We start from the raw sequence: 19644 nt of genomic DNA, 5'->3' as shown, positions 1-19644 counted from the left end.
TAAATTCCTTCAATGTGCCGTCGCGGCGTGGATGGCTCACGGCGCACGAAAGGCCGCGTCCAGGAACCGGACGCGGCCTGGGCATGACTGCGATTGCGAGCTACTGGCGCACGACGCGCTTGAGCCGGAAGGGCGAGGGCGACTCGCTCATCGTGTAATAGGCCGTGCCGGTCGAGTCGTACTCGATGGCCTCGCCCTGGCCCTCCACGGTGTCCGTCAGGGAGACGGGCGTGGCGGCGAACGCGGTCTCGAAGGCCGCGCCGGCGGCGGCGCGGAACTCATACACCTTGCGATAGGTGCGCAGGATGAAGCGGTTGGCGCACGGGTGGATGGCGCCGGACGTGGCGGCGCCGTAGTTCGTGTCCGTGGTGGTGGGCAACGGGAGGTTGGCCACGAACACGAGCGTGCTCATGGTGCCCGGCGTGGGGAGCGGCTGGGGGAACTTGTAGACCTTGCTCGCGCCCGAATAGGACTTGGTGACGATGTAGATGTCGCCCGTGGTGGGGTGGACCATGATGGTCTCCGCGTCCTTGGGCGTGTCCGGGTACTGGAAGGGGAAGGCCTCGGCGGTGAGGTTTCCGCTCGTCTGGCCCGCGCCGATGTCGGGCTCCGGGATGCGGTAGACGGCGAAGGTGGACGGCGGCGTGGGGAAGTTGGCGCTCGAGCGGCCGATGTCGCCCATGTAGATGCACTGGCCGGCGGGGCACGGGCCGGTGGCGACGTCCTCCCAGTCCGCGGGCGTCACGTTGGACACGGTGAAGGTGCCCTTCGTGCTCGCGTCCGCGGTGCTGATGGCGACGATGGCGGTGGTGTCCTCGTTGTGCGCGTAGAGGACGCCCGGCGTGAGGCGGCTGGCGGCGATGCCGGACGGCTCCACCAGCGCGGTGGCCGTCACGGTGCCTTGGGTGGTGTACGCGGTGGCGAAGGTGTCTCCCACGGAGCAGGAGGCGGAGGTGTTGGCCGCGCGCAGCGCCACCACCTGCGCGGTGTTCGTCTCCGCGTAGGGGGAGGAGCCGTTGAACGAACCCTGCGCGCCCGCGGCGCCCAGGTCCTTGTGGGCCACGTTGTAGATGACGCCGGTGGACGAGGACACGAGGCAGGTGTCCACCGGCTCGGTGAAGCCCGCGGGCGGGACGATGGGGCTCGCCGGGCACGCGGAGCCGGTCCACAGCTGCGAGCCGAACCACACCGCGACGCCATTGGCCGTGCTGGTGGAGAGGGCGGGCGTGTTGAAGCTGGCGGTGAGGCCGTTCTTCTGGCCCGTCTGCGCGTCGATGGGGTTGGCCGTGTCCACGCCGGAGAACGCGGAGATGCTGCCGGCCATGTAGCTGGCGATGTCGATGGTGAACTCGTACGTGGACGGCTCGGAAGCGGTGGCGACCTTGTAGAAGATCCACGCCTTGAGCTGCGACGCGCTCTGGTCCGAGCGCACCAGCGTCCAGCCCGCGGGCGGCGTCGCCACCGCGGCCACGTTGTTGCGGTTGATGATGCGGGCCAGCAGCACGTCACCCACCGCCGTGCCCGCGGGCTTCGCGATGCTCAGCGAAGTGCGCGTGCTGCCGCCTGCCGTGGCGCTGCTCCGGTACGCGATGTTGGACACCGCCTGCCGGGCGGTCGCGACCTCCTGCTCGGGGAGGGAGGAAGCGTCCTGTTCCAGCGGCCCGCAGCCTGAGAGCGCGAGCAGGGACACCGAGCACAGCATGCGTGAAACATTCCGGTTGAAGAACGTCAAGGTCACTCCTGCCTGGGGGATGAGGCGAGTTGAAGCAGGAGGTTTTCGACAGGTCCCGGAAAGTGTTGCGGATTCCGTGCGCGGTGGCCGCTGAGTTGACTGTGATTGCAATCTTCCACGAGAGACCTTTCCTCGCGTGCGCGGGTGTGGAAGAGGGGAGGACATGAAGCGTCACGCTCCGGCCACCGAACGCAACCGCGAACCGCTCCTCGCCGTCCTCCGGGAGGTGCTGCCCACGGAGGGCACGTTGCTGGAGGTGGCGAGTGGCACCGGCCAGCACGCGGCCTTCTTCGCGAAGGCGTTCCCGGGCCTGACCTGGCAGCCGACGGACGGCGACCCGGCGGCGCTGGAGAGCATCGACGCGTGGCGCATGGAGGACGGGTTGGCCAACGTCCTGCCCGCGCGCTGGCTGGACGCGAGCTCGGACGCATGGCCGGTGGAGCACGCGGACGCCATGCTCTGCGTGAACATGATCCACATCGCGCCGTGGGCGGCCTGCCAGGGATTGATGCGGGGCGCGGCGCGGGTGCTGCGCCCGGGCGGACGGCTGGTGCTGTACGGCCCCTACTTCGTGGAGGGGAAGGAGCCCGCGCCGAGCAACCTCGCCTTCGACGAGTCGCTCCGCGCACGCGACCCATCCTGGGGCGTGCGCGAGCTGGGCGCGGTGACCGCCGAGGCTGCGCGCCACGGGCTCCAGCGCGAGCGCGTGGTGGAGATGCCGAGCAACAACCTCACGGTGGTGTTCCGCCGGTAGGGCCTCCACCGGGACGGCGTTCGTCACGCCGTCCCGGCGCGTGGGCTACATGCCGGGGCAGAGGCCACCCTTCAGCTGACGGGCGGTCTCGTGGACCTCGTCGATGAGCTGGCGCTTCTGCATCTGGTCCTGCGCGGAGTAGGTGATGGTGATGCCCTGCGGTGTGTCCGTGGCCACGGCCTGGGCGGGGACGGTGGGCGCCCCGGCCATGCCCTGGGCGCCACCTCCGCCGGTGGCGCTCTCGTCGAGGCCATCCTGGATCTCCATGGAGCTGTCGCCCAGGTCCTCCGCTCGCGCCATGCCCATGGGCGTCTCCTCGCTGGAGCCCTTGGATTGCTCTTTCAGCATCCGCCGGGCGCGCGTCTGGAGGTCTGACACCTGCGACGGGTCGGACGTGGTGAACATGAGCGCCACGCCGTCGGACGTGTCCTGCGTCTGGACCTGCGCGCCCGGGACCGACATGGGGCAGCGCTGGTCCCCCGTGGATGACATCGCGGTGGCGGACATCGGCTCCTTGGACTCCGCCTTGTTCATCCCCTTCTTGGAACAACCCGCGGAGAAACAAAGCGCCGTGGTCGCGGCGAGCATCAGCGGCAGTCGGGACATGGGCATGGTGTGCCTCCTCTGTCGTGGGTTCGTCGTGCGGCAAGGTGGAGAGGCGTCCCTGTCCTCGCAACACGTCCTCCACGCCGCCTTGCCTGAAGGCCCCACCCCGGGGATGGACAGCTCCATCGCGGAGCCGACACGGGCCTGCGAGCCTCAGTCCCGCTTCGTCATGTCGAACAGCGCGCGAGCCTGCGGCCCCAGGAACCCGTCGAACCCTCCCGAGCGCTGGGCGATTTCAAAGTACGCATACGGCCATGCGCGCGTGCCACCCCCCCGGAGCGTCAGGGGCAGTGGGGCCGCGTGCGTGGCCGTCTGCCGGAGTGAAGTGCCGGGCGCGCCCTCGATGTCCGCCTTCATGGGCACGCCCGCTTCGCGCATGCGCCGCTGCCACGCCTCCACGTCGTCCACCGCGCCGGTGAAGTGATTCACCTTGCGGCCGAAGGCCAGCAGCCACGCGCCGTACTGCGTCTCCTTCTCCAGCTCCAGCAGCGCGGCCTCGTCCGGCGGCGGCGGCGCCGTGAACCACGCCGCGAGCGCCTCCACGTCCTCCGGCGGCGGCGGATCCACCGGCAGCGCGGCGAGCAGCTCGCGGGCGCGCGGCGACAGCTCCTCCTGCTTCAGCTCGGACAGGAAGACGCGCGGCAGGCCGTCCGGATGCGACAGGTAGATGGCGGACAGGTGCGCGTCCGGGAACGTGTACGCGCCAGCCGGCTTCCACCCGAACCGCTCGAACACGCGGGAGAAGAGGGCAATGCCCCCCTCTGGCCGCGCGAGGGTGCGGAACGCGACGTGGTCGTTGCGGAAGTGTCCCCCGGACAGCGTCACGAAGGTGCGCGCGAAGGGGACTTCAGAGGCGTAGCGCTCCCACAGCAGGTCCAAGAGCCGCGAGGCGTCGGAAGCGGAGGTCGTCATGCCCGGCAGTCTACGCCGCGCTCCCCGGGGCTTTGAGCGCCATCCGTGAACCGTATTAACAAGCGGAAGCCCGTTCAGGGTGGAAACGCTGATTACACGGAGATTGACGATGAACGTGATGAAGACGGGGCTGCTGGCCCTGGTGTCCGGACTGCTGCTGGCGTGCGGAGGGGCGGTGGAGACGGAGACCGCCGTGCCCGAGCTGGCGCGTCAGGAGAAGGCCCTGTGCGGCACATGCGGCGACTCCATCTGCGACCCCGCGACGGAGAATGCCTTCAACTGCCCGTGGGACTGTAGCCCCGGGCCCACCTGTGGTGACTCCGTGTGTTGCGACGGGGAGACGCCTTCCAACTGTGCGCAGGACTGCCCGTACATGTCTGACATCTGCTACGTGACGCCCATGGGGTTCGCGTCCGCGTCCGCCGCCGGCCTGTGCGCCTTCTGCGGTGACAGCTACTGCGACTCCAGCGCGGAGAACGCCTTCAACTGCCCGGAGGACTGCGGCATCCCCGGCGGCTACTGCGGTGACAGCTATTGCAACTTCCACACGGAGACCAGCTACAACTGCCCGCGGGACTGCGGCAGCCCCACCGGCTACTGCGGCGATTACACCTGCGACCCCGCGACGGAGAATGCCTTCAACTGCCCGGTGGACTGTGGCTTCGGGCCTGTCTGCGGGGACAGCGTGTGCTGCGACGGGGAGACGCCGTCCAGCTGCCCGCAGGACTGCCCCTACCTGTCTGACATCTGCTACGTGACGCCGGTGCCTTGACCCGTGGGGCACGCGGTGGACTTCAGCGCAGCTCCACGGTGAGCCCGCCGAAGGTCATCGCTTCCAGGTGACCGTTGTCTCCGGAGTGCGTCATCGGCGCCTCCGCGAGCCCCACCGCCACCAGCGAGTCCCCGTCCGCGTCCACGCCCAGCAGGTGGAAATGGCGGCCCTGTCCCTCGGGGCCGGGCCGCCGCGTGCGCACCGTCTGGCCGTCAGGGGACGCGAGCGCGAGCAGGGCGCCGGAGCCGCGTGAGATGCTCATCCCGCCGTACCACCGGTCCCAGCCGGACGCGCCCACGGCGGCCAGTCCCGCGTCCGTCCAGCGCAGCGCGGAGAAGTGGTCCGCGCGGCCCGTGTCCACGCGGTGCTCGAAGCGCAGGGCGCCCGAGTCGAGCGACAGCACGCCCAGGTAGCCGTCGTAGGGCGTCATCCGCTGCGCGGACACGGTGAGCCGGCGGGTGTCCCGCCCTTCCTCGTCCCGCGTCGTCTCCAGCACGAAGGTGCGTCCAGCGGCCCGCCGCACCTTGAGGCCCCCGAAGTTCGCGCGTGGCTGCGTCTGGGAGGACAGCGTGCCCTGCTCGAACGCCCGGGCTCCGCGCAGTCCGAGCCCTCACACGGGGATTCAGCCCCGTCCGTCCCGTGGCAGGCGGCGGCGCACCACGACAGCAGGGCGCCCAGCAGGGACCGCGTCCGGCGGAGGTCCATGACTCGCATGCCTTCTCATACGGAGGCACGCGGCCCGGCGGGTCGTGCCCACCGGGGCCATGCCTCCGCGGCCCTCCGGATAGGATGAAGGCCATGTCCCTTCCGCCGCGCGTCGTGCTGCCGCTATGGGCCTGCGCCTGCTGCGCTTCGTCCTGCCTCCTGCTGGAAGACCTCCCCAGGGTCCGGGGGGAGTGCCGGGGGGACGCATCAGGGCCGGCGCGTGCGGTGGCCCCTCGAGGAGCAGTCCTCGCTGGTGCACCGCTCCTTTCAGGGCGAGCTGCCGGGCACCTTCGACGTGCCGGAGGCTTCCGAGGAATGACGCGGTGGGACTGACGGGACGGGTGGGGGCCCTGGTTAGATGGGCAGATGGTCCGACCCTTGTTCCGCACCGCGCTGCCGCTGCTGGCCTGCGTCCTGTCCACCACCGCCTGTGATTCCGTGCCCAAGCCCGAGGGCGAATGCCGGGGCCCGTACGGCGCCCAGAGCATCGGTTGGCCCATCGAGAACAACTCGATGATGTCCGCGTACGTCCACTACGACGGGACCCGGGGAACGCAGCTCCACCTGGCGTACACGCCGAACGGTGCCCCCGAGCTCTCGCTCTTCGGCGTGGACATCGTGATCCCGGGAGAGCCCACGGTGAGCGGAGGGGCGTGGACCCTGAAGCTCCTGCGGCAGGGAGACGTGCTCGTGGCGGAAGACACGTCCCGGGTCCGCGAGTGGGGCGCGTTCATCGCGCCGGGCCAGGAGGGCTATCCCTCCGTCACCGGCGTCCCGGTGGAAGGAGCGCTGACGTTGGAGCGGCTGGTTCAGGACGACGGCCAGGCCCAGGGGCGCTTCGTCTACCACTACGAGGACGGCGGCGAGCTGACGTGCACCTTCAACATCACCGACCGGCTCTACACCGAAGACGGCGATTGGTTGGACGGTGTTGGCGGGGACGACGACGATGACGACGACTGAGCTGCGCGCCCAGGGCTGGTAGTCTCAAAGCCATGGGCGTCCACGACTACCGATGCAGTGTCTGCGGTCCCCCCTCGTCGTTCGAGTGCGGTGAGACGACAGGCAAGGAGTGCGAGGAGGAGGGCTTCGGCAATGACGAGGCCCTCCTGGACCTGTTCTTCTTCGCCGCCGACGAGGCGCCCGAGGACGCGGACGCCTTCGAGGAAGCCCGGAGCCGCGCCAGACGCACGCGGACGCAGGCCTTCGGCTACGACTGGGGCGAGTGGGAGTTCGTCCCCAGCCTCAACTACCGGCAGCTGCTCATGGACGACGATGACGCCACGGGTGTCTGGCGCATCGAGCCGTACGACGAGGACCTGAGCGACGGCAGCCCTGTCTCGCTGGAGATTCCAGAGGGCGAGCGCGTCTGGGTGGTCAACTACTGCCCCGTCTGCCATCCGCTGTTCGCCGAAGGCAAGGCGCCCCAGGACGAGCCCTGTCTGGAATACCTCCGGGCCATTGCAGAGAACCTGGACCTGGACTTCGACGGCGTGAAGGGCAGCGCGGACAAGCCCGCCTTCATCGCCACCGTGCGGGAGCGCGTCGCCCGGAGGCGGCCCGTGGCCCGCTGAACGCTTCAGCTGGCGGAGGCCCGCGCGTCGGTGAAGCGCATGCCGTCCGGCAGGTTGGCGACCCAGGTGGTGACCTCTTCCAGGTGGAGCGTCTCCTCGCGAAGGACCTCGCGGAAGGCGCCCGCCAGGTCGGGCGGTCCCAGCTCCTGGGCCAGGTCCACGAGCATCGCCCAGCCCGCGTTGTTGAGGATTTCGGAGATGAGGACCGCGCGCAGCGCGTCCGGGAGCGTGGCGCACGGGTCGTCCACGGCCCGCAGCAGCCCATGCGGGCGTGGATCCGCGCTGTCCCCGTGCGCCGTCAGCTGGGGCGCGTCCACGCCGAGCTGGTAGATGCACTCGCGGATGAGGTTCAGGTGGTCCAATTCCTGGTTGTGCAGCTCCACCAGCCTCTCCGGCGTGGGGCCTCCCGGGTAGCTGCCCAGGGCATGCGTCTTCACCAGCAGGCCCGCGTAGAGCCGTGAGCTGGTCCGCTCGAAGGCGAGCCGCTCCCGCAGCTGGGCGATGAAGAGCAGGGGCGCGGGGCCCTCCACGGCCTGGAGCGCGTGGCCCACCATCTCCTGGAAGTCCGGCAGGTGCAGCTCGCCCAGGTGCCCCGCGATGCGCATGAGGTGCACCCGCAGGAACCGCACGGCGCTACCCGAGGGGGGCAGGGCGGAGTCCCGGAGCGGCTCCTCGCGGGCCACCTGCTCCAGCTCCTCGGCGGTGAGCTGTGCCGCCACGTGCTTCAGTCCCCAGTCTCCGCCTTCTCCAGATGACATCGCGCCCCTCCCACCAGGGATGCCTTCCGGGGCGATGGCCCCGGAAGGGGGCACAACGTGGAAACGACGTGCCGGGTCTGCCATCGTCCCTGGGGACTAGCGCGCCGCGGCCGGAGCGGAGGCGAGCGACTCCCGCAGCCTCGCGATGTCACGCGAAGGTGGTGCACCGAACATCCTGCTGTACTCGCGGCTGAACTGGGACGGGCTCTCGTAGCCCACGGAGTGGCCGGCCATGGCCGCGTCCATGGCCTGGGCCAGCATCAGGCGGCGGGCCTCCTGGAGCCGCAGCTGCTTCTGGTACTGCAGCGGGCTCATCGCGGTGACGGACTTGAAGTGGTGGTGGAGCGCGGACGGGCTCATGTGGACGGCGCGCGCCAGCCGCTCGATGCGCAGCGGCGCGGCGTAGTGCTCCTTGAGCCAGTGGATGGCGCGGGTGACGGACTCGCGGCGGCTGTCCGCCACGGCGATGCGCCGCAGCCGTTCGGAGTTCTCCCCGGACAGCAGGCGGTAGAGGATTTCGCGGATGACGAGCGGCGCGAGCACGGGGATGTCGCGCGGCGTGTCCAGAAGCCGCACCAGCCGCGCCGTCGCATCCAGCAGCGGCGCCCCCACGGGCCCGAGCGCCAGGCCCCGGACCATGTCCGTGGGGCCGGGAGCCTCCAGCGCCGCCTCCATCATCAGGCTGCCCAGCTGCCCCGGCTCCAGGTCCAACCGGAAGCAGAGGTAGGGCGCGTCGGGCGAGGCCTCCACCACCTGCCCCGTGACGGGCAGGTCCACGGACGCGACGAGGCACTGGTCCGGGCCATAGACATACAGCTCGTCGCCCAGGAGCACCTGCTTGCGGCCCCGCGCCACGATGCACAGCGCCGGCTCTTGCAGCGCGTGCAGGGGCGTGGAGGGCTGGGAGGCGCGGATGAGCACCATGCGGGGGATGGCGGTGGCATGGATGCCGTCCGCGGGCGTGTGGCGCTCCAGGAGGGTCGCCAGCTCGGACAGGTGCGGGCTCAGGTCGGTCGGCATGCGCGTTCGTTCTAACTCCTGCTGGGGATGGGCGCTCGTGCAGGAATGGGCAAGAGTCCGCGAGCATCCGGATACCGCCATCCCCACGCTCCTTGAGAGGGTGCAGTCATCCCCGGCGCGCTTCCCGTGCCGGGCCCAAGAGCGAGGACGAACGCGATGACGACGGACATCCAGGGCAAGGTGGTGGCCATCACGGGCGCGAGCAGCGGCATTGGCGAGGCGACGGCCCGCCTGCTCGCCAGCCAGGGGGCGAAGGTGGTGATGGGGGCGCGCCGGACGGACCGGCTGGAGGCGCTGACGGGCGAATTGAGGACGAAGGGCGGCGAGGTGCGCTACCGGCCGCTGGACGTGACGAAGCGCGAGGACGTGGAGGGCTTCGTGGACTTCACGCTGAAGGAGCTCGGGCGGCTGGACGTGCTCATCAACAACGCCGGGGTGATGCCGCTGTCCAAGCTGGAGGAGCTGAAGGTGGACGAGTGGAACCGGATGATCGACGTGAACATCCGGGGCGTGCTGCACGGCATCGCCGCGGGGCTGCCGGTGATGAAGCGCCAGAAGTCGGGGCAGTTCATCAACCTGTCTTCCATTGGCGGGCACGCGGTGAGCCCGACGGCGGCGGTGTACTGCGCCACGAAGTTCGCGGTGATGGCCATCTCCGAAGGGCTGCGCCAGGAGGTGGGCGCGGACATCCGGGTGACGGTGATTTCGCCGGGAGTCACCCAGTCGGAGCTGGCGGAGAGCATCAGCGACCCGGCGTCGCGCGAGTACATGCGCGAGTTCCGCAAGGACGCCATCCCGGCGGACGCCATCGCCCGCGCCATCCGCTACGCCATCAGCCAGCCCGCGGACGTGGACGTGAGTGAGATCATCATCCGCCCCACGTCGAGTCCGTATTGAGAATGGATTGGCGGGGCGTCAGTCATCGCATAGGGTGGGCGTCCTCCTGAGGGGGAGCCCATTCCATGCCTGTCTTGAGACGCTCTTTGTCTGTCTTCATGCTCGGCGCCTGTCTGCTCACGCTGAGCGCCTGTGATTCCAAGGGCGACCCGACGCCCGACGCGGGTTCGACGGAACAGCCGCCGCCCGTCATCCCGGAAGGCCACACCCTGGTGACGCCGTCCGAGACGGAGGTCCACTCCCATCCCTGGGAGGGCGTGGAGACGCCGCGCCGGTTCGCCTTCGTGGCCCAGGCCGGGCACCACTACGACTTCGTCGTCGAGCCCGGCAGTGATGGCTACATCCTGGAGATGCGGGATGGCGCAGGGGCGTCGCTCGACTACGGCTACCCGAGCCGGCGCGTCAGCGACATCCCCTATCCGTGGCACTGGTCCGGGCTTGCAGGGGGCTCCGTCTACACGGTGGAGGTCCGGTGGTACTCCGAATACTCCGAGGCCCCCGTGGCGCCCTTCATCTTCCGCCTCGTGGACATGGGCCCGGACGACCATGGCGACCTGGTCGCCACGGCGACGCCCTGGACGCCTTCGGCGCAGGTTCTGGTGGGTCGCGGTGAGCACTGGGGAGAACGGGATCTGCTCTCCTTCCAGACCGTGGTGGGCAACGTCTACGCGCTCGATTGCACCTTCCCCACGCCCTACTGGGAGCTCTCCATCATCAACGCTCGCGGGCAGCGCTACGGCGCCACGGACAACACCACCTTCGAGGAGACCCAGGCCGCTACGGCCTTCAAATCTCCCGGGGGCATGTTCTACGCATCCATCAAGGACCAGCAGGACAACACCACGACCCAACCGTACACCTGCGTCTTGAGCGACAAGGGCGCGGAGGACCACGGGGACACCCTGGCGACCGCCACCGTGCTCGCGGCAGGCACTGCGTCCGTCCAGGCGAAGTTCGAAATGCTCGGGGACACGGATGTCTTCGCCCTGGGCGTCGTGGCCGGTCATTCCTACCAGGTGTCGTGCACCATCGGCGGAGGGAAGAGCTGCGAGGTGCGCAATGCCGTACCGGGCGGCGAGCTCACCGGCTCGCCGGGGGACCACACGAGGACCACCTTCAAGGCGTCGCAGGCAACGCACTTCGTGAGCGTGCACAGCAGCTTCGCCGTGCCGGTGCGTTGGGTGGAGGGGAACTACACCCTCCAGATTGAAGACCTGGGCACGACCGGGCCCTGATGGACCCACGCCGCGGTCCCGGGACACCTGCCCGGGACCGCGGCGTTTGCATCACATGTTGCGCCGGTACTGGCCGCCCACCTCGTACAGCGCGCGGGACAGCTGGCCCAGCGTGCAGACCTTGCAGGCGTCCATCAGCGCGCCGAACACGTTGCCGTTGTCCAGGGCCGCGCGGCGCACCGCCTCCAGGGCCGCGGGCGCCGTCTTCGCGTTGCGCTTCCAGAAGGCGTCACGCGCGGTGATGGCGTAGTCCTTCTCCTCCTTCGTCGCGCGGATGACCTCCGGCGGCGTCACCGTGGGGGAGCCCTTCGGATCCAGGAAGGTGTTCACCCCGATGATGGGCAGCGTCCCGTCGTGCTTGAGCGTCTCGTAGTAGAGCGACTCCTCCTGAATCTTGGAGCGCTGGTACATGCGCTCCATCGCGCCCAGCACGCCGCCGCGCTCGGAGATGGCGCGGAACTCGTTGAGCACCGCCGCCTCCACCAGGTCCGTCAGCTCCTCGATGATGAACGAGCCCTGGTTGGGGTTCTCGTTCTTCGACAGGCCGAACTCCTTGTTGATGACCAGCTGGATGGCCAGCGCGCGCCGCACGCTCTCCTCCGTGGGCGTGGTGATGGCCTCGTCGTAGGCGTTCGTGTGCAACGAATTGCAGTTGTCGTTGAGCGCCAGCAACGCCTGCAGCGTGGTGCGGATGTCGTTGAAGGCAATCTCCTGCGCGTGCAGGGACCGGCCGGACGTCTGGATGTGATACTTCAGCTTCTGCGACCGGTCGTTGCCGCCGTACTTGTCCCGGATGGCCTTGGCCCAGATGCGGCGGGCCACGCGCCCCAGCACCGCGTATTCCGGGTCCATGCCGTTGGAGAAGAAGAACGACAGGTTGGGCGCGAAGTCGTCGATGTGCATCCCTCGCGACAGGTAGTACTCGACGAAGGTGAAGCCGTTGGCCAGCGTGAAGGCCAGCTGGGAGATGGGGTTCGCCCCGGCCTCCGCGATGTGGTACCCGGAGATGGACACCGAGTAGAAGTTCCGCACCTTCTGGTCGATGAAGTACTGCTGGATGTCGCCCATCACGCGCAGGGCGAACTCCGTGGAGAAGATGCAGGTGTTCTGCGCCTGGTCCTCCTTGAGGATGTCCGCCTGCACCGTGCCGCGCACCGCCTGGAGCGTGGACGCGCGGATCTTCGCGTAGACGTCCGCCGGCAGGACTTCGTCACCCGACACGCCCAGCAAGAGCAGGCCCAGCCCGTCGTTGCCCTGGGGCAATTCGCCCTGGTAGCGCGGACGCGGCAGGCCGCGCTCCTGGTAGAGCGCTTCGATCTTCTTCTCGACCTCCTCCACCTTGCCGTTGGCGCGGATCCACTTCTCGCACTGCTGATCCACCGCGGCGTTGAGGAAGAAGCCCAGCAGCATGGGCGCCGGGCCGTTGATGGTCATGGACACGGACGTGGACGGGTCCGCCAGGTCGAAGCCGGAGTAGAGCTTCTTCGCGTCGTCCACGTTCGCGATGGACACGCCCGAGTTGCCCACCTTGCCGTAGATGTCCGGCCGGTGGTCCGGGTCCTCGCCGTACAGCGTCACCGAGTCGAACGCCGTGGACAGGCGCTTCGCCGGCAGGCCGCGCGACACGTAGTGGAAGCGCTTGTTGGTGCGCTCCGGGCCGCCCTCGCCCGCGAACATGCGCGCGGGGTCCTCGCCCTCGCGCTTGAGCGGGAAGACGCCCGCCGTGAACGGGAAGGCGCCCGGCGCGTTCTCCCGCAGCAGCCACGTCAGGATGTCGCCCCAGTCCTCATACTTGGGCAGGGCAATCTTGGGCACGCGCAGGTGCGACAGCGTCTCCGAGATGAGGTCCAGCTCGATGACCTTGTCGCGCACCTGGAACTGGTACTTGGACGCGGCGTAGCGCTTCTTCGTCGCGGGCCACTCGGCCAGCAGGCGCCGGCAGTCCGCGTGCAGGCGGCTCTCCAGGTCCTGGTACAGCGCCACCAGGTCACCCAGGTACGCGGGCTCGCCCTCCACGCGCTCCGTCACCTGCACCACGTCGTCCGCGCTCTTCGGCTCGACGATTTCCAGCTTCTTCTTCCCCACGTTCTGGCGCAGGGCCTGGATGGTGCCGTGCAACTGGTACATGCGCCGGGCGATGGCGGCCTGGGCGCGCGCGAAGCCGTCGTAGCCCTCGCAGGCTTCGACAATCTCGGCCAGGTAGCGCGTGCGGTCCGGGGGGATGATCCACTTCTTCTCGCTCATGCCGGGCGTGAGGGAGAACCGGCTGTCCAGCTTCGCGCCCGTCTTCTTCACCAGCGCGTCGATGATGGCCCGGTACAGCGTGTTCATGCCCGGGTCGTTGAACTGCGACGCGATGGTCCCGTACACGGGCACCGAGTCATCAGCCAGGGTGAAGGCGTTGTGGTTGCGCTTCCACTGCTTCTTCACGTCGCGCAGCGCGTCCAGCGACCCGCGCTTGTCGAACTTGTTGATGGCGATGACGTCCGCGAAGTCGAGCATGTCGATCTTCTCGAGCTGCGTCGCCGCGCCGTACTCGGCCGTCATCACGTAGAGCGCCACGTCCGAGTGCTCGGTGATTTCCGTGTCCGACTGACCGATGCCGGAGGTCTCCACCACGATGAGGTCGAAGCCCGCCGCCTTGCAGACCTCAATCGAGTGGGCGACGTGCCGGGACAGGGCCAGGTTGCTCTGGCGGGTGGCCATCGAGCGCATGTAGACGCGCGGGTTGTCGATGGCGTTCATGCGGATGCGGTCGCCCAGGAGCGCGCCGCCGGACTTGCGCTTGGACGGGTCCACGGAGAGCACCGCCAGCGTCTTGTCCGGGAAGTCCGCCAGGAAGCGGCGCACCAGCTCGTCCACCAGGCTGGACTTGCCGGCGCCGCCCGTGCCGGTGATGCCCAGCACGGGCACCCGGGGGGCGTCCGCGACGGCGGTCTTCAGCGCGGCGCGCAGCTCTTCTCCGGCGTCCGCGAAGTTCTCCGCGATGGTGATGAGCGACGCGATGCGCTCCGGCTCGCGGGGCAGCGGTTCCTTGAGCAGGCCCTTGAAGTCGGACGGGCGCTTCTCGAAGTCACATTGGGAGATGAGGTCGTCGATCATCCCCTGCAGGCCCATGGCGCGGCCGTCGTCCGGGGAATAGATGCGCGCGACGCCGTACTTGTGCAGCTCGTCGATTTCGGTGGGGAGGATGGTGCCGCCGCCGCCGCCGAACACCTTGATGTTCGCGCCGCGCTCGCGCAGCAGGTCAATCATGTACTTGAAGTACTCGACGTGGCCGCCCTGGTAGGACGTGAGGGCGATGCCCTGGGCGTCTTCCTGGATGGCGCAGTCGACGATCTCCGCCACGGACCGGTTGTGGCCCAGGTGGATGATCTCCGCGCCGGAGGACTGCATCAGGCGGCGCATCACGTTGATGGCCGCGTCGTGTCCGTCAAAGAGGCTGGCGGCCGTGACGATGCGGACGTGGTGCTGGGGCCGGTACGGCTGGGGAGCGGTGGTCGGTTGGGGGTGTCGCACGGGCGTACACTAGGAGTGCGGTGCAGGCCCGGCAAGCGATTGAGACAGGCGTTGGCCGTTGGACGACGCGGCTTGTCACGCCTGCGATTAGGGCAGGAATGCTCCCAGCACACGCAGTGCGGCGGAGGTAGGCGTCGCGCGTCCTTCGCGTACGGCCTGCTCCAGGGCGGGCACCAGGGCGGCCACCTCGGGGTGCGCCCGCAGGGCTGCTCGCAGGCCGTCGTTCACCATGGCCCACATCCAGCCCACCTGCTGCTGGGTGCGCCGGTGGGAAAGGTCGCCGGAGGCCTCGCGCTTCGCGAGGACGTCCACCACGGAGGCCCACAGCGTGTCGATGCCGGTGCCCTCCATGGCGCTGCACGTGGTGACCACCGGCTCCGCGCCGGGGCGCATCAGGTGCAGGGCGGCGCGGTACTCCGCGCGGGCCCGCGTGGCGCGCGGCAGGTTGTCGCCGTCCGCCTTGTTGATGGCCACCATGTCCGCGACTTCCAGGATGCCGCGCTTGATGCCCTGCAGTTCGTCACCGGCGCCCGCGAGCATCAGCACCAGGTAGAAGTCCACCAGGTCCGCGACCACCGTCTCGGACTGGCCCACGCCCACCGTCTCCACCAGCACCACGTCGAAGCCCGCGGCCTCGCAGAGCAGCAGCGTCTCCCGCGTCTTGCGCGCCACGCCGCCCAGCGTGCCGCTGGAGGGGCTGGGGCGGATGTACGCGGCCTGTTCGCGCGCCAGCCGGTACATGCGCGTCTTGTCGCCCAGGATGCTGCCGCCCGTGATGCTGCTGGACGGGTCGATGGCGAGCACCGCCACCTTGTGGCCGCTGCCCACCAGGTGCATGCCCAGCGCGTCGATGAAGGTGCTCTTGCCCACGCCCGGCACGCCGCTGATGCCCACGCGGCGGCTCCTGCCGGTGTGGGGCAACAGCCGCGTGAGGACCTCCTGCGCGAGCCCGGCGTGCTTCGGGTGCTCGCTCTCCACCAGGGTGATGGCGCGCGCGAGCACCGCCCTGTCGCCCGCGCGCACGCCGTCCACGTAGGTGTCCGCGGGCAGCAGCTTCACGCCGCCTCCTGCTCGGCGGCCAGCTTGTCGAGCAGCTCGATGGCGGCCTTCGCGATGACGGTGCCCGGGCCGAAGATGGCGGCGGCGCCCGCGGCGCGGAGCGCGTCGTAGTCCTGAGGCGGGATGACGCCGCCCACCACGACCATGATGTCCTCGCGGCCCAGGGCCTTGAGCGCGTGCTTGAGCTGCGGCACCAGCGTGAGGTGGCCCGCGGCCAGCGACGACGCGCCCACCACGTGCACGTCGTTCTCCACGGCCTGGCGCGCGGACTCCTCCGGCGTCTGGAACAGCGGGCCAATGTCCACGTCGAAGCCCAGGTCCGCGAACGCGGTGGCGATGACCTTCTGCCCGCGGTCATGGCCGTCCTGGCCCATCTTCGCGATGAGGATGCGCGGCCGGCGGCCGAAGCGCGCCAGGAAGTCATCCGCCTTCGCCCGCGCCTCGGAGATGCCCTGCGCCTGTCCTGCTTCCGCTGAGTACACGCCCGTCACCCCGCGCACGGTGGCCTCGTAGCGCCCAAAAACCTTCTCCAGGGCGTCGCTGATTTCGCCCACGGTGGCCTTCGCCCGCGCCGCGTCGATGGCCAGCGCCAGCAGGTTGCCCTCGTTGCGGCGGCCCGCTTCGGTGAGCGCGTCCAGGCGGCGGCGGACCTCCTCCGCGTTGCGCTCCGCGCGCAGCTCCCGCAGGCGGGCAATCTGCGCCTCGCGCACGGCCGAGTTGTCCACCTTGAGGATTTCAATGTTGTCCGGGCGCTCCGGCGGGTACTTGTTGACGCCGATGATGGCCTGGCGTCCGGAGTCGATGCGCGCCTGCGTGCGCGCGGCGGCCTCTTCGATGCGCAGCTTGGGCAGGCCGGCTTCAATGGCCTTGGTCATGCCGCCCAGCGCCTCCACCTCCTGGATGTGGCCCCAGGCCTTCTGGGCCAGCTCGTGGGTGAGGCGCTCCACGTAGTAGCTGCCGCCCCACGGGTCGATGACGCGCGTGGTGCCGCTCTCCAGCTGGAGGTACAGCTGCGTGTTGCGGGCGATGCGCGCGCTGAAGTCGGTGGGCAGCGCGATGGCTTCGTCCAGCGAGTTGGTGTGCAGGCTCTGGGTGTGGCCCTGCGTCGCGGCCATGGCCTCCACGCAGGTGCGCACGACGTTGTTGTAGACGTCCTGCGCGGTGAGGCTCCAGCCGGACGTCTGGCAGTGGGTGCGCAGCGCCAGGCTCTTGTCGCTCTTGGGGTTGAAGCCCTTGATGAGGCGGGCCCAGAGGAGGCGGGCCGCGCGCATCTTGGCCACCTCCATGAAGAAGTTCATCCCGATGGCCCAGAAGAACGACAGGCGCGGGGCGAACGCGTCCACGCCCAGGCCGGCGGCGAGGCCCGCCCGCACGTACTCCACGCCATCCGCGAGCGTGTAGCCCAGCTCCAGGTCCTGCGTCGCGCCGGCCTCCTGCATGTGGTAGCCGCTGATGCTGATGCTGTTGAAGCGCGGCATCCGCTCCGCCGTGAACTTGAAGATGTCCCCGATGATGCGCATCGAGGGACCGGGCGGATAGATGTACGTGTTGCGGACCATGAACTCCTTGAGGATGTCGTTCTGGATGGTCCCGCTGAGCTGCTCGGGCTTCACGCCCTGTTCCTCGGCCGCGACCACGTAGAGCGCGAGCACGGGGAGGACGGCGCCGTTCATCGTCATCGACACGCTCATCTGGTCGAGCGGGATGCGGTCGAACAGGATGCGCATGTCCTTGATGGAGTCGATGGCGACGCCCGCCATGCCCACGTCACCCGCGACGCGCGGGTGGTCGCTGTCGTAGCCCCGGTGCGTGGCCAGGTCGAACGCGATGGACAGGCCCTTCTGACCGGCCGCGAGGTTGCGGCGGTAGAAGGCGTTGGACGCCTCCGCCGTGGAGAAGCCGGCGTACTGGCGCACCGTCCACGGCTGCTGCACGTACATGGTGGAGTAGGGGCCGCGCACGAAGGGCGGCAGGCCCGGCAGCGAGCCCAGGTGCGCCACGCCCTCCAGGTCCTCGCGGGTGTAGAGCGGCTTGACGGGGATGCCCTCGGGCGTGTCCCAGCGTTCGGCGGCGGCCGTGGCCTGGCTCGCCTTCGCGCGCTGCGCTTCCAGCGCGGACGCGGGCGTCTGGGTTTCGGGGGCGTCGAAGGCGACGCGGGAGAAGTCCGGAACGGTGGGGCGCATCAGGCCACTCCCAGGTGCGTGTGCAGCGTCTTCAGGAGCTGGAACAGGTCCGCTCCCGCGTAGAGGAAGAGGTCCACGCCGGCCGCGCGGAAGGCGGCCTCGTGGTCACCGGGACGGCCCGCGACGGCGACCGTGCGGGCGCCCTTCGCCTTGAGGGCCGCGACGTAGGCGGGCACCGCCTCCGGGTAGAGGGAATCCGGACCGGAGATGACGGCGAGCGTCGTGCCCGCCTTCGCGAACAGCTCCGCGGCGGCGTTCGCGTCCGCGAAGCCGTGGTGCTCGTGGGGCTCGATGCCGCCCACGGCGAGCACGTTGGCGATCCACGTGGAGCGCGCGGTGTGCTCCGCCACGGTGCCCAGGTTGGCCATGAAGGCACGAGGCCGGACGCCGTGCGCCGCGTGGTAGCGGTCGCTCGCGTCGCGCAGGGACTCGAAGGCCTCCGCCACGCGCACGGGCTGGGGCGGGGTGATGGCGCCCTCGGCCCGAGCGGGTGCCGCCGGACGGGCCTCGCGCTGCACGGGGGCCTCGTGGAGGTGGGGGAACTCGCTGACGCCCACGATGGGGAGCTTGCGCGTGCGCACGGCCTTGTCGCGCGCGGCGCGCGTCTCCGTGAGGACGCGGGCCACGTCGCCCTGCGCGATGGCGCGGGAGATGCCGCCCAGCGCTTCGATGCGCTGGAGCTCCGTCCAGGCCGCGCGGGCGAACTCGCCGGTGAGCTGCTCCAGGTAGTAGCTGCCGCCCGCGGGGTCCGCGACGCGGTTGAGGCTGGACTCGTCGCGCAGGATGAGCTGCGTGTTGCGCGCGAGGCGCCGGCTCTGTTCGTCGGGCGTGCCCAGGGGCTCGTCGAAGGGCGAGGTGCTCACGCTGTCCGCGCCCGCCACGACGGCGGCGAAGGACTCCGCGGTGCCGCGCAGGATGTTCACCCACGGGTCGCGCCGCGTCTTGGTGGCGCTGGCCGTGCGCGCGTGCAGCGCCATGGCCTGCGACTCCGGCGCGCCGCCCGAAGCGGCGACGACCTTGGACCAGAGCAGCCGCGCCGCGCGCAGCTTCGCGATCTCCGGGAAGAACTGGCCGCCCACGGACAGGGCGAACTGCATGGACCGAGCGGCCTCGCCCGGCGACACGCCCGCGCGCTCCAACTCGCGCAGGTACTCCACGCCGGTGGCGATGCTCCAGGCCAGCTCATGCACGGACGTGGCGCCCGCGTCCGCCCAGGGGCGCGACGACACGAGCAGCGAGCGCAGGCCCGGCGCGTCCTTGAGCAGCGACGTGATGAGGGGCGCCGCCTCCGTCAGCGTGCGGGCCACGTCCACCTTCGCGGCGCCGTGACGCGCGAGCGCCGCGATGGGGTCGATGCCCAGGCTGCCGCGCAGGGCCTGCTTCGCGGCGCCGGCCTTCTTCGCCAGCACCTCCAGCAGCAGGGACGCGGGCCGCAGCACGTCCGCGGTCGGCTCCAGGTGTACCGGCGTGCGCTCCAGCGGCACGTGCTGAAGCAGCCGCGCCAGCGTGGCCTCGTCCTTCACGTCCAGGCCGTGGGGCGCGTCCAGCAGCAGCCACACGCCCTGCGTGCCGCGCTCCAGGTCATCGCGGAGCGCGTCGGCGGTCGCGGCCACGTCCGGGCCCGCGTACTCCTGGCACAGGAGCCATCCGCCCTCGGTGTGGCCCAGGGGCTGGGTGCCTCGCACGTAGGGTGCGACGCCGGGCGGCTCCGAGGGCGCCGGGGCGTCCTGGGGCGTGTAGAGGGGCTGGAGGGACAGGCCGCCCTCCAGGGGCGACTGGAGCACCGTGAAGGGCTTGCCCTTGAGGTCCTTGTCCACCAGCCGGCGCCACTCCTCGACAGAAGGGGGCGGGAAGTCCGCTGCGGTAAGAGGCACGTCAGCCATGCCCCTCCCATAGGCGCATTGCCCTACCCGGGGCA

General features: G+C 69.9%; 16 protein-coding genes. 6 read left to right on the top strand and 10 right to left on the bottom strand.

From position 1 onward, the window contains the following. Positions 1-100: 100 nt before the first annotated feature. Positions 101-1738 carry a cell wall anchor protein gene (locus D7V80_RS08055; protein ID WP_304987247.1) on the bottom strand — a complete coding sequence of 546 codons (1638 nt, stop codon included), beginning with the start codon at positions 1736-1738 and terminating at the stop codon, positions 101-103. 157 nt (positions 1739-1895) lie between these two features. Here D7V80_RS08055 and D7V80_RS08050 point away from each other — a divergent pair, with 157 nt between their 5' ends. Next, complete coding sequence (locus D7V80_RS08050) at positions 1896-2486, top strand: DUF938 domain-containing protein (protein ID WP_120587595.1); 591 nt, start codon at positions 1896-1898, stop codon at positions 2484-2486. 45 nt (positions 2487-2531) lie between these two features. Here the strand turns inward: D7V80_RS08050 and D7V80_RS08045 are convergent, their stop codons facing one another. Continuing rightward, a complete protein-coding gene (locus tag D7V80_RS08045) occupies positions 2532-3098 on the bottom strand; it encodes a hypothetical protein (RefSeq protein ID WP_120587594.1) in 567 nt (188 codons plus the stop codon). A 147-nt stretch (positions 3099-3245) separates the two neighbouring features. Next, on the bottom strand, positions 3246-4004 hold the full coding sequence (locus tag D7V80_RS08040; protein WP_014399481.1) for a DUF1338 domain-containing protein: 759 nt from the start codon (positions 4002-4004) through the stop codon (positions 3246-3248). 109 nt (positions 4005-4113) lie between these two features. Here D7V80_RS08040 and D7V80_RS08035 point away from each other — a divergent pair, with 109 nt between their 5' ends. Continuing rightward, complete coding sequence (locus D7V80_RS08035; RefSeq protein WP_120587593.1) at positions 4114-4776, top strand: hypothetical protein; 663 nt, start codon at positions 4114-4116, stop codon at positions 4774-4776. Between the two features lie 22 nt (positions 4777-4798). Here D7V80_RS08035 and D7V80_RS08030 read toward each other — a convergent pair whose 3' ends face one another. After that, positions 4799-5272 (bottom strand): hypothetical protein, encoded by a 474-nt coding sequence (locus D7V80_RS08030; protein WP_120587592.1) that lies wholly within the window; start codon positions 5270-5272, stop codon positions 4799-4801. Positions 5273-5847: 575 nt separating this feature from the next. On the opposite strand from D7V80_RS08030, the gene D7V80_RS08025 reads away from it, so the two are divergent. Both D7V80_RS08025 and D7V80_RS08020 read left to right on the top strand, forming a co-directional pair. Next, positions 5848-6444 carry a hypothetical protein gene (locus D7V80_RS08025; RefSeq protein WP_120587591.1) on the top strand — a complete coding sequence of 199 codons (597 nt, stop codon included), beginning with the start codon at positions 5848-5850 and terminating at the stop codon, positions 6442-6444. A gap of 32 nt (positions 6445-6476) precedes the next feature. Then, positions 6477-7055: a hypothetical protein gene (locus D7V80_RS08020; RefSeq protein WP_120587590.1), complete on the top strand. Its 579-nt coding sequence runs from the start codon at positions 6477-6479 to the stop codon at positions 7053-7055. 5 nt (positions 7056-7060) lie between these two features. On the opposite strand, the gene D7V80_RS41705 is transcribed toward D7V80_RS08020, so the two are convergent. After that, complete coding sequence (locus D7V80_RS41705) at positions 7061-7813, bottom strand: ferritin-like domain-containing protein (RefSeq protein WP_158616575.1); 753 nt, start codon at positions 7811-7813, stop codon at positions 7061-7063. 96 nt (positions 7814-7909) lie between these two features. After that, complete coding sequence (locus tag D7V80_RS08010; RefSeq protein ID WP_014399475.1) at positions 7910-8833, bottom strand: AraC family transcriptional regulator; 924 nt, start codon at positions 8831-8833, stop codon at positions 7910-7912. A 156-nt stretch (positions 8834-8989) separates the two neighbouring features. On the opposite strand from D7V80_RS08010, the gene D7V80_RS08005 reads away from it, so the two are divergent. Both D7V80_RS08005 and D7V80_RS08000 read left to right on the top strand, forming a co-directional pair. Continuing rightward, positions 8990-9730 (top strand): SDR family oxidoreductase, encoded by a 741-nt coding sequence (locus D7V80_RS08005; RefSeq protein WP_120587589.1) that lies wholly within the window; start codon positions 8990-8992, stop codon positions 9728-9730. Positions 9731-9828: 98 nt separating this feature from the next. After that, positions 9829-10965, top strand: coding sequence for a hypothetical protein (locus D7V80_RS08000; RefSeq protein WP_120587588.1), 1137 nt, complete (start codon positions 9829-9831; stop codon positions 10963-10965). A gap of 51 nt (positions 10966-11016) precedes the next feature. On the opposite strand, the gene D7V80_RS07995 is transcribed toward D7V80_RS08000, so the two are convergent. The 4 genes from D7V80_RS07995 to D7V80_RS07980 form a co-directional block, all read right to left on the bottom strand. Further along, on the bottom strand, positions 11017-14484 hold the full coding sequence (locus tag D7V80_RS07995) for a methylmalonyl-CoA mutase family protein (protein ID WP_120587587.1): 3468 nt from the start codon (positions 14482-14484) through the stop codon (positions 11017-11019). 87 nt (positions 14485-14571) lie between these two features. After that, positions 14572-15543 (bottom strand): methylmalonyl Co-A mutase-associated GTPase MeaB, encoded by a 972-nt coding sequence (gene meaB, locus D7V80_RS07990; protein WP_120587586.1) that lies wholly within the window; start codon positions 15541-15543, stop codon positions 14572-14574. Beyond that, on the bottom strand, positions 15540-17726 hold the full coding sequence (gene scpA / locus D7V80_RS07985; protein WP_120587585.1) for a methylmalonyl-CoA mutase: 2187 nt from the start codon (positions 17724-17726) through the stop codon (positions 15540-15542). The genes meaB and scpA overlap by 4 nt, the downstream gene beginning before the upstream one ends. Continuing rightward, positions 17726-19609: a methylmalonyl-CoA mutase family protein gene (locus tag D7V80_RS07980; protein WP_120587584.1), complete on the bottom strand. Its 1884-nt coding sequence runs from the start codon at positions 19607-19609 to the stop codon at positions 17726-17728. Before D7V80_RS07980 ends, scpA begins: the two co-directional genes overlap by 1 nt. Positions 19610-19644: the final 35 nt, after the last annotated feature.

This window comes from Corallococcus sp. CA054B, from assembly GCF_003611625.1.
Lineage (GTDB): Bacteria > Myxococcota > Myxococcia > Myxococcales > Myxococcaceae > Corallococcus > Corallococcus coralloides.
Note: the sequence above shows the minus strand (reverse complement) of the source record. Positions and strands in the feature narration are given on the sequence as shown.